Genomic DNA, 10,351 nt, shown 5'->3' on the forward strand with positions numbered 1-10,351 from the left:
ATGTTTTAATCCTTTATTTGCTCTGTGGAGTGGTAGTTCAGTTGGTTAGAATACCGGCCTGTCACGCCGGGGGTCGCGGGTTCGAGTCCCGTCCACTCCGCCAATGCAAATAAATTCAAAATGATATCTCTGCGGAGTGGTAGTTCAGTTGGTTAGAATACCGGCCTGTCACGCCGGGGGTCGCGGGTTCGAGTCCCGTCCACTCCGCCACTTGATATCAAAGAGGATGCTCTATAAACACATACCACTGCGGAGTGGTAGTTCAGTTGGTTAGAATACCGGCCTGTCACGCCGGGGGTCGCGGGTTCGAGTCCCGTCCACTCCGCCATCTCATAGAGCGCATAAGCTCACTTTTAATAAAGCCTTTCAAGATAAAAAATACATCAGTATATCATTGAATATTTTTAATCAAATCATTGTTTTTAATAAATTACTATTAAAAATATTGTAACACCAACATGCTGCTTTTTGTCCCTAAAATGATAAGATGGGTCCGAAAAGGAGTGTATCAATGATTGAGATAAGGCAGCTTCACAAACAATTTGCCAACAAACTGGTGTTTGAAAACTACAGTAATCATTTCCATTGTTCAAAATGTTGTGTTCTTGGTGAAAATGGACTTGGAAAGACAACCTTGTTTACCATCATTGCAGGGTTAGATCCTCATTACCATGGACAAGTACTACTTGGTGGTGAGCCTAAATTGCCATTGCAGGACTATGTTGCGTTGGCATCGGACAAAGTGCCATTTCCTGAATTTTTAACCGCCCGTCAAATCCTTTCTATGACCAGCGCCAGCTGGCAGTGTGATGTGCCGCTAGCACTTGCAGAGCAACTTGGTTTTACAGGGTTCTTAGACACGTTCGTTAAAGATTTATCGTCTGGTAATCATAAGAAACTGCAACTATTAAACGCTATCATGCGTAATACTCCTTATTTGATCCTCGATGAGCCCAGCGCAGCGCTTGACCACGCTGGTGTTGAAGTGATTTGCCAATGGTTAGCGTCATTTACAGGTCAGGTATTAATAAGTTGTCATGAGCCACAGCCGTTTTTAGACATAGGTTTTGCAACCCAGCCACTCTTTGGCAAACGGTGAGTTTGAGGTTTGAATGACATACTTACAGTATCGGATCACTGCCTATCGTTATGCGCTAAAAACGTTGTTTAAACAGCTTAATCAGTTTGCATTGATGATCAGCACGTTGTTTTATATCTTCTTACCAGGGCTGATAGCGGCCATGTTTTTCGGTTTGGGAAAGATAGTACAAAGTGACAGTGAACACACTTCGAGTCAGGTAATGTGGGGCTGCTTGTTGTTACAAACGCTGCTACTCAACGTATTAAAACCCGTTATATTAGATGATGCTCATCGTATGTTTCATCATAGTCTTATCAAAAACAAAAGCACAATAATCACCGCAGACATCGCCCAATTACTTATAAGTCATGTGTTACTTTGGATGTCGATAGTACTGGCCCTTGCGATGGGGTTTGACAAGCTTATGAAAGCCCCACATTTTGTGGGCTTTGTGCTAACTCAAGTCAGTATGGGGGTCACGTTGCTTTATCGTCCTCAGGCGGTTGTATTAACCCTTATTACTGCGTTTGTACTGTTATCTATGACGTTATCTAACCTTGCTTATTTGGCGTGGTTTAATGCTGTTATGCTCATGTCGTGCTTCGTCAAACCCATTCGGTTAAGCTACTCACCGACACAATTAACGGTTTGGTCATTTTGGATTTTGTATTGCGTGCATTATAGCTGGTCACTAATTTGGCGGGTAAGTGCTAGTTTACTCGTGATTTGGGCTGTGGCTATAATAGGTGCAGAGCGTCCTGAATTACTGCATTGGTATACACCTATGGTTGCACTTTTTGCATTGTTAATATGGGCATCGCTTGGCATCAAAACCACCCAATATATTAGTGAACATAGGCTGTTTTGGGTTAGCCTAAAACAGTTCGGTACGCTGAAAAAGGCGCAACATGTATTGATATTTGTATGGTACTTTTTGTCTTGGCTTACAGGGGCGATATTACTGGGAATGGATGGCTTTTCACTGGTTATTTTAGCACAGGTCCCCGTGCTCCAATGGTGTGCAACCAACATACCGCAGCGCCTCGCTGTATGCTGGGGAAGTTTAGCTGTGACTACATATCTAGCTAAGGCACTAATGTAGTTAATAAAAAAGCCAGCATTATAGCTGGCTTTGATTCACTTTAACGAATATAAGAGGTTATGCCGCACTGGCACCTTGCGATTTTGGTTTAGCACCTTGACCTGCGGTTAACTCGCTTGGGTCAAAATCGTCAACATTGATGACCGCTAAACGTTTAGCCTCAACGGCACTCAGCTTTTCGGCTTCATCTTTGTTCAAAATACCTGCTTCTAAGCCCATTTGCGCAACTTTATCTAATTGCATAAATGGTAGCTTTTCACCTTTAGCTCGACACACTTTATCGAATAGAGGCTCCACTTCTAAAATATCACGTAAAGTTTGCTCTTGCTTGCCCAAAATATTGAGTGGCTCATCTTTAAGGTAGATATGCGCACCTAGGCGTTCGCGTGACTCATTTGGTGTTTGTAGCAAGTGTGCAACTTTTTGCTCGAGTTTATCAGTCGGTTTGCGTACCGGACGCCCAAACGGGAACAATAATACTTTGAGAACGCCTCTAAGCAGCGCAGAGGGCATGTTATTGATTAGGTCAGCAAGTGCTCTTTGACACAAATACAAGTGCTCCTGACAGCTCCACTGAACGAATGGCAAGTCTTCTTTCTTACGGCCTTCGTCGTTATAACGCTTCAATGTCGCAGACACTAAATATAGATAACTTAGCAAGTCACCGAGTCGAGCTGATATACGTTCTTTACGTTTCAATGAACCGCCGAAAACAGCCATACAAATATCAGACATCAATGCCAATGACGCACTATAGCGACTCGCATTTCTGTAGAACACGGCGGTTTCATCATTAAACGGTACTTTGCTGAAACGTGCACCTGTCAGAGCTAACCACTTTGTTCTCACCAAATTAGAAATCGTGAAGCCAATGTGGCCCATAAGTGAGTTGTCAAAGCTCTCTAAAGCTGCTTGTTTGTCTTCCATACTCACGGCATTAAGCTCAGCAAGAACAAATGGGTGACAACGAATAGCCCCTTGTCCGTAAATAATCATGTTACGGGTAAGTATATTGGCACCCTCAACGGTGATAGCAATGGGAGCACCTTGATAGCCTCGGCCTAGGTAGTTATTTGGACCTAAACAGATCCCTTTACCGCCGTGAATGTCCATAGCATGTATGGTGGCAGCTCGCATTTGCTCAGTTAGGTGGTATTTCAAAATTGCAGAAACAACTGATGGCTTTTCACCTAAATCAACCGCCCCTGTAGACATGCTCACTGCCGCATCAGTGCTGTAGGCATAGCCACCGAGTTTAGCTAGAGCTTCTTCAATACCTTCCATTTTACCAATCGGTAATTTGAACTGGCGACGAATGCGGCTGTAGGCTCCACTTGCCAGAGCGAGAGACTTAATACCACCTGTTGAGTTGGACGGTAACGTTATCACTCGACCAACAGATAAACATTCAACCAGCATGCGCCAGCCTTGGCCTGCCATCTTAGGACCACCAATGATGTAGTCGATAGGTACAAAAATGTCCTCGCCCTGAGTCGGACCATTTTGGAAAGGTACGTTTAGTGGGAAGTGGCGGCGGCCTATTTTCACACCAGGGGTATTGGTCGGGATCAGCGCACAGGTAATACCCGGCTCTTTATTGTCGCCAAGTAAACCATCAGGGTCGCGTAGTTTAAATGCTAAACCAAGAACAGTTGCCACTGGAGCGAGTGTGATGTAACGCTTATTCCAAGTTAAGCGAATACCAAGAGTTTCTTTACCTTCCCATTCGCCTTTACAAACGATACCAAAATCAGGAATAGCCGAAGCATCAGAGCCAGCTTCTGGTGAAGTTAACGCAAAGCAAGGGATCTCCTGACCGTTTGCCAGTCTTGGTAGATAATGGTCTTTTTGCTCTTGAGTGCCGTAATGCTGTAATAATTCACCCGGCCCAAGTGAATTTGGTACGCCGACTATCGAAGATAGTAGTGTTGATTTACTCGTCAGCTTTTGTAGCACGCAAGATTGCGCGTAGGCCGAAAACTCTAAACCGCCATATTGTTTTTTGATGATCATGGCGAAGAATTTGTTGTCTTTGAGGTATTGCCATACTTCTTCAGGTAAGTCGGTTAACTCATGCGTCGCTTTCCAATCATCCAACATGGCACACACTTCTTCAACAGGGCCATCTAGAAAAGCTTGTTCTTCAATCGTAAGGCGAGATTGAGGATATTGATGTAGTTTTTTCCAATCAGGGTTACCACAGAATAAGTCAGCTTCCCACCAAGTTGTACCTGCGTCTATAGCCGACTTTTCGGTTTCCGACATGGTTGGCGTTACTTTCTTAAACGCTTTGAACAATGGGGCAACAATGTATTGCTGACGGATATTAGTGAGTGATAGAGGCACCACAATGGCTAAGAAAATCAGCCAAGAGATAGCACCAAAGGCACCGAAAATAGTGCCCACAAGTAATGTCATTGCTGCAATGCCAACTGAGGCGTTCCAGCTTGCTCGGTGATAGCTCGCAATGCTCACAAGTACTATCAAAGCTAGAGTGAATAAGAGTGTCATGTTGTTCTTCCTTATAAGAGGTCTGACCACCTTGGCTAGACTAGCTCTAACGGCTGATCATTTCAAGAGAAAAAACGCTTCATTTATAGTAGTTAACTGTAGGTGATTTGGCGTGAAGTAGGTAGAAATCGCTCTAGACTGACAAAGCCCGCTTTGTAGCGGCAGCTTGCCATGGTAAAAATTTCTCAGTTTTAATAATGTTTACTCGGGGTAGGGGTGGTTGATTTTTGCTCACTTGGGCCTATTGTTTTAGCTAAGGAAGCGTTCAAGGAAGGAGCCTTAAATGATCATTTCAATTGTTGTACTATCAGTGTCACTAATTGCTACATGGATGTCAGTCAATGTTTATACCCCCGCCGTATTTTTCAACTTATTTTGTTGTTTAATCAGTGCTTGGTATGGCTATCATGCCCATGTACACAAAGCTTTAGCCTTAGCATTTTTCAATGTATTTGCCGTTATTATGAGTCCATTACTTATTCTGCCTGAGCAAAAAACAGCGACGTTAATGGTCATGTTGTTGCTTATGATTATGTTTGCAGGAATTGCCGTTGGCATTCACAAGGTAAAAGTTAAAGAGTAAACACTACAGGCATAGTGAATATGCGGGTGGAAACTCGCATTATACCTCGGCTTAGGTATACAATATCGGTCCCGTGTACAGTTTGGAATATTCAATGAAGATCCTTGCAGATCAAAATATGCCTTTGGTTGAGGAGTTTTTCTCAGATTTGGGTGAAGTTAGGCGTTTTGATGGTAGAAATTTACAAGCATCGTCATTAAATGGAGTAGATGCTTTGCTAGTCCGCTCTGTCACCAATGTAAACGAAGAATTACTAGCGCAAGCTCAGCAACTAAAGTTTGTAGGGACTGCGACAATCGGTATTGATCATGTCGATACTGCTCTTTTAGCGCGGAGAAATATCGCATTTTCGAGTGCGCCAGGGTGTAATGCAATTGCAGTTGCGGAATATGTGATAAGTGCCCTATATGCGTATGCCCAAGAAACAGGTATGAACCTTGCGGGAAAAACCCTAGGTATCGTTGGTGTGGGTAACATAGGGAAGTGCTTACAACAAAAGCTGACCAATACAGGCTTGCGCTTGTTATTGTGTGACCCTGTGCGCCATGAAGCGGGCAACTTGAATGAACATATAGACATAGACTGTGTGTTAGAGCAAGCCGACATTGTCACGTTTCATGTGCCATTAATTAAAGAAGGGCCCCATAAAACACGTCATCTAATAGACGCTAAACGCATCTCCAAATTGAAAGATAACATGCTTGTTATCAATGCAAGCCGTGGTGATGTAATAGACAATCAAGCATTGCTGAGTGCCTTACAGGGGGGCAAGCGCTTAGAGCTGGTGTTGGATGTGTGGGAAAACGAGCCCAATATTTTGACTGAGTTACTGCAATATGTGCGCTTTGCTAGCGTACATATTGCAGGACATACTCAAGAGGGTAAGGCACGAGGCACACAGATGCTTTACGAAGGGTTATGTGAGCGCCTAGGAAAAAGTGTCGATAAAAATTTAGAGGATTTTTTGCCAGTTCCTGCGCTAACCAAATGTAGGACTGAAAAAAGTTTAACCGAGCATGATTTAGGTCGTTTGGTTCATTTGGTTTATGATATTCGCCGCGACGATGGTTTGATGCGGGCCAATTTAGCCAGCCATGGTTTTGACAGTCTACGAAAAACATATCCGCCGCGTCGCGAGTTTAGCACTCTAAGCATAGAAAATATGAGTGAACACGGCGGGTTACTAACTTCGTTGGGCTTTAATGTTATTGAAAAGAATGAGGATTGATTATGTCGCAAAAATTTAATGTGGCGGTATTGGGTGCTACAGGCTTAGTCGGCCGACAAATCATCGAAACACTTGAAGAAAGAAAGTTTCCCGTTGATCAGTTATTTGCGCTGGCAAGTAGCAGAAGTGCAGGAGAAGAAGTTGATTTTCGTGGTGAAAAAATTGAGGTGTTGGATGTTGAGCAATTTGACTTCAGCCAAGCGCATATTGGGTTATTTTCAGCGGGTGGCAGTGTGTCTGAAAAATATGCACCAATCGCAGCCGAAGCGGGTTGTGTAGTCATTGATAACACCTCACAGTTTAGGTATGAATATGATGTACCTTTGGTTGTTCCGGAGGTAAACAAAGAAAGCCTAGCGGATTTTCGTAATCGTAACATTATCGCGAACCCAAATTGCTCAACTATTCAAATGTTAGTTGCACTTAAGCCTATTTACGACGCTTACGGCATTGACCGAATTAATGTGTCAACATATCAAGCGGTTTCAGGTGCAGGTAAAGAGGCGGTCGATGAACTAGCTAAACAAACGGCTAACCTTATGAATGCAAGGCCACTTGATAATCAAGTTTTTAGCAAGCAAATCGCTTTTAACGTGATCCCGCAAATTGATGAGTTTCAAGATAATGGCTACACCAAAGAAGAAATGAAGATGGTGTGGGAGACGCATAAAATTTTGGGTGATACGAGTGTAATGGTTAACCCTACCGCTGTTAGAGTACCGGTTTTTTTCGGTCATGCAGAGTCTGTTCACCTTGAAACTCGCATGCCTTATGATCTTGAGCATATAAAGCAATTACTTAACGATGCTCCGGGTGTCGAACTGATCGAGGATGAACATGATTATCCAACACCAGTGAGTGATGCCAGTGGAAATGACACCGTTTATGTTGGCAGAGTACGCCAAGATATTTCTCATCCGCATGGCTTGAATCTGTGGATCGTATCAGATAACACCCGAAAAGGTGCGGCAACCAACAGTGTACAAATTGCTGAAGAACTCGTTGCAAACTACTTGTAAAGTACGAGTATTAAAGTGCTGCTAAGAGGCAGCACTTTGCCGTCATGTGCCATAACAATGGCAATAATGTCAGATGTTTGCCTCACCTTATTGTCTCCAACCTCGATGGCTTCGCCATAGCTTGATATAAGCATGTTAATTTTCAATGCGTTGCAATGGATATTCCAAGGTAACTGGTTTATAGTTTGAACTTGGAATAGAGCTTGCAGTAGCAATCGTTAGCAACATTTTGATGTTTAGCAAAAAATAATGTTGAACATAGTACTGAAAGGACCAACATGCGCGGTTTTGTCGTTTTTTGTATCTTTGTCTTCACATTGATCACATTGCCAGTTAATAGCCTAGAAGAGCCCCAGATTAAAGGGCCAAAAGGCGTAGACTACGGTCAGCAAGGTCGATCAATTGGGCCAATTACACCATCAGATACGCTTTGGCGTATTGCTCAAAAAGTTAGACCTGATGAGTCAGTAACTATTTATCAGGTTATGAGTGCGCTCTATCGTAAAAATCCGCAGGCATTTTTGGATCAAAATCTAAACCACATGCGCGATGGCGCATATCTAAAAATTCCGACAATGGGTGAAATTCGCAAAGAAGACCCAAACTTGGCAAGACAGCGTTCAGATCAGGACGATGCGCTTTGGGAACTGAAAAAAAGCGGTATGCTTGATAACCAAACGATTGAACAAGCCCAGAAAAAAGTCACACAAGCGCGCAAAATTGACGTCGAAGAGGCCCAAGATGCCTTAACCAAGCAGTTAAAATCAATACAGTTAGAACAAGACTCAAGACTCATGGATTTGCAGTCTCAGTTTCGAAGTTCCGTCAGAAATGTTGAAGAAATCCTACAAGAAAACGATAAGCTTAAGAAGCAGCTTGGGAACATATCAGAGGAATTGCAAAACGTACGTGAGCAGTTGGGTAAGGACAGTGAGATCCAACAGCAGCTCCAGTCCATGATTAATCTACAAACGGCGTTGATTGAGCGTCAGGAAGAGCAGAGAAAAAAGACCCAGAGTGGTTTTGATTTAAGCTCAGCATTGAGTAATCCTTTGGCATTAATCCTATTGGCTACTTTGCCTGCACTGCTTGCGATTGGTGCGGGTATTTTCTTCTTGCGTAAACGAAAGCAGGATCAGGATAGTGGTTCTGACGATGATGACTTTATGCCTCAAACAGCCGCTTCAGCTGCGACAGACCCACTTGATTTGGGTATGCCCACAGCAGTGCCAGAGACTGAAATAGAAGACAGTGTTCAGCTAGATGACGACATTTTACCTGAAGATGATGACATCATGTTCGACTCTTTAGAAGATGATACGTTTGACGAGGGGAGCAGCGAGCTTGATCAAGACGAACTAGATAGTTTGTTAAATGAAGACATCGTATTCGATGATGATACGAATGAGACAGATATTCCAGAAGATCTCGACGATTTCTTACAACAGAGTTTTGATGGTCAAAACGACGATGCTGGTGATGATGTTTCATTGGATCTTGAGGGTGATGATTTTGGTTCTGAAAGCATTGATGATCTGTTAGATGAAGGTGCTGAATTCAATGAAGAAGAGTTAGATGTTGACGTTAGTGATGACGCGCTGGCGGCGCTCAGTGAAGAATTAGCGGATGATCAAGAAGATATTGATATTGATGCGTTGGTTGAGAGTGCAGGAGAAGACAGCTCTGATGATGACTTTGATATTGATGATTTATTGATGAGGCTACCCAGCCCGAGACAGAGTCAGACAGTGATGATGTAGACAGCCTGTTGGAAGGTGCACAAAGTAAGTCAGAAGACCTTGAAGGTGATGACATCGATGCCTTGCTCGACGAAACGCAAGCCGATGATGAAAGTGCTGACGCGGACATCGACGACATCGATGCCTTGCTCGACGAAACGCAAGCCGATGATGAAAGTGCTGACGCGGACATCGATGATATTGATGCCTTGCTTGACGAAACACCAGCCGATGACGAAAACGCTGACGCGGACATCGATGATATTGATGCCTTGCTTGACGAAACACAAACCGATGACGAAAACGCTGACGCGGACATCGACGACATCGATGCCTTGCTCGACGAAACACCAGCCGATGATGAAAGTGCTGACGCGGACATCGATGATATTGATGCCTTGCTTGACGAAACACAAGCCGATGATGAAAGTGCTGACGCGGACATCGATGACATTGATGCCTTGCTCGACGAAACGCAAGCCGATGACGAAAGTGCTGACGCGGACATCGATGACATTGATGCCTTGCTCGACGAAACGCAAGCCGATGACGAAAGTGCTGACGCGGACATCGATGATATTGATGCCCTGCTCGACGAGACACAAGCCGATGATGAAAGTGCTGACGCGGACATCGACGCCTTGCTAGATGAGCCCGCAGAAGATGAATTAGAGACCGATGACATCGATGTTTTGCTGGATGAACCAGCAGAAGATAACACTGAGAGTGACGACATCGATGCTTTGCTGGATGAGCCTGCGGAAGATGAATTAGAGACCGATGACATCGATGTTTTGCTGGATGAACCAGCAGAAGATGACACTGAGAGTGACGACATCGATGCTTTGCTAGATGAGCCAGCAGAAGATGACACTGAGAGTGACGACATCGATGCTTTGCTAGATGAGCCAGCAGAAGATGACACTGAGAGTGACGACATCGATGCTTTGCTAGATGAACCAGCAGAAGATGACACTGAGAGTGACGACATCGATGCCTTGCTAGATGAGCCAGCAGAAGATGACACTGAGAGTGACGACATCGATGCTTTGCTAGATGAGCCAGCAGAAGATGACACTGAGAGTGAC

At 44.0% G+C, this 10,351-nt stretch carries 8 protein-coding genes, 3 tRNA genes and 1 pseudogene; 10 read left to right on the top strand and 2 right to left on the bottom strand.

All coding sequences use genetic code 11. The annotated features are described in order from the left end of the window. Window positions 1–26 precede the first annotated feature (26 nt). The 5 genes from C2M32_RS07220 to C2M32_RS07240 all read left to right on the top strand — a co-directional run bounded on the left by C2M32_RS07220 (window position 27) and on the right by C2M32_RS07240 (window position 2,183). Window positions 27–103 (top strand) — tRNA-Asp (locus tag C2M32_RS07220). A gap of 30 nt (window positions 104–133) precedes the next feature. Continuing rightward, window positions 134–210: transfer RNA gene (locus C2M32_RS07225), tRNA-Asp, on the top strand. A gap of 41 nt (window positions 211–251) precedes the next feature. After that, window positions 252–328, top strand: a tRNA-Asp gene (locus C2M32_RS07230). Window positions 329–511: 183 nt separating this feature from the next. Further along, window positions 512–1,099 carry an ABC transporter ATP-binding protein gene (locus C2M32_RS07235; RefSeq protein ID WP_105167780.1) on the top strand — a complete coding sequence of 196 codons (588 nt, stop codon included), beginning with the start codon at window positions 512–514 and terminating at the stop codon, window positions 1,097–1,099. Window positions 1,100–1,112: 13 nt separating this feature from the next. Further along, the gene (locus C2M32_RS07240; protein ID WP_105167781.1) at window positions 1,113–2,183 is read left to right on the top strand and encodes a DUF6136 family protein; all 1,071 of its coding nucleotides are present in this window, start codon (window positions 1,113–1,115) and stop codon (window positions 2,181–2,183) included. A 57-nt stretch (window positions 2,184–2,240) separates the two neighbouring features. Here C2M32_RS07240 and fadE read toward each other — a convergent pair whose 3' ends face one another. Continuing rightward, complete coding sequence (gene fadE / locus C2M32_RS07245; RefSeq protein ID WP_105167782.1) at window positions 2,241–4,694, bottom strand: acyl-CoA dehydrogenase FadE; 2,454 nt, start codon at window positions 4,692–4,694, stop codon at window positions 2,241–2,243. Window positions 4,695–4,977: 283 nt separating this feature from the next. Here fadE and C2M32_RS07250 point away from each other — a divergent pair, with 283 nt between their 5' ends. From C2M32_RS07250 to C2M32_RS07260, 3 genes are all read left to right on the top strand, one after another. After that, a complete protein-coding gene (locus tag C2M32_RS07250; RefSeq protein ID WP_105167783.1) occupies window positions 4,978–5,277 on the top strand; it encodes a DUF6419 family natural product biosynthesis protein in 300 nt (99 codons plus the stop codon). A gap of 94 nt (window positions 5,278–5,371) precedes the next feature. After that, entirely contained in the window at window positions 5,372–6,505 is a 1,134-nt protein-coding gene (locus C2M32_RS07255) for a 4-phosphoerythronate dehydrogenase (protein ID WP_105167784.1), read from the top strand. A gap of 2 nt (window positions 6,506–6,507) precedes the next feature. Next, complete coding sequence (locus tag C2M32_RS07260; RefSeq protein ID WP_105167785.1) at window positions 6,508–7,524, top strand: aspartate-semialdehyde dehydrogenase; 1,017 nt, start codon at window positions 6,508–6,510, stop codon at window positions 7,522–7,524. On the opposite strand, the gene C2M32_RS20765 is transcribed toward C2M32_RS07260, so the two are convergent. Continuing rightward, window positions 7,515–7,658, bottom strand: coding sequence for a hypothetical protein (locus C2M32_RS20765; RefSeq protein ID WP_234401251.1), 144 nt, complete (start codon window positions 7,656–7,658; stop codon window positions 7,515–7,517). The genes C2M32_RS07260 and C2M32_RS20765 overlap by 10 nt on opposite strands. Before the next feature lie 144 nt (window positions 7,659–7,802). Here C2M32_RS20765 and C2M32_RS20770 point away from each other — a divergent pair, with 144 nt between their 5' ends. Both C2M32_RS20770 and C2M32_RS20775 read left to right on the top strand, forming a co-directional pair. Then, window positions 7,803–9,284, top strand: a complete 1,482-nt coding sequence (locus tag C2M32_RS20770) for a FimV/HubP family polar landmark protein (RefSeq protein ID WP_234401252.1) — start codon at window positions 7,803–7,805, stop codon at window positions 9,282–9,284. Between the two features lie 8 nt (window positions 9,285–9,292). Beyond that, a pseudogene (locus C2M32_RS20775) lies at window positions 9,293–10,351 on the top strand (FimV/HubP family polar landmark protein); the annotation flags it as partial.

The sequence above is a fragment of the Pseudoalteromonas sp. T1lg23B genome, assembly GCF_002964665.1.
Classification (GTDB): domain Bacteria; phylum Pseudomonadota; class Gammaproteobacteria; order Enterobacterales; family Alteromonadaceae; genus Pseudoalteromonas.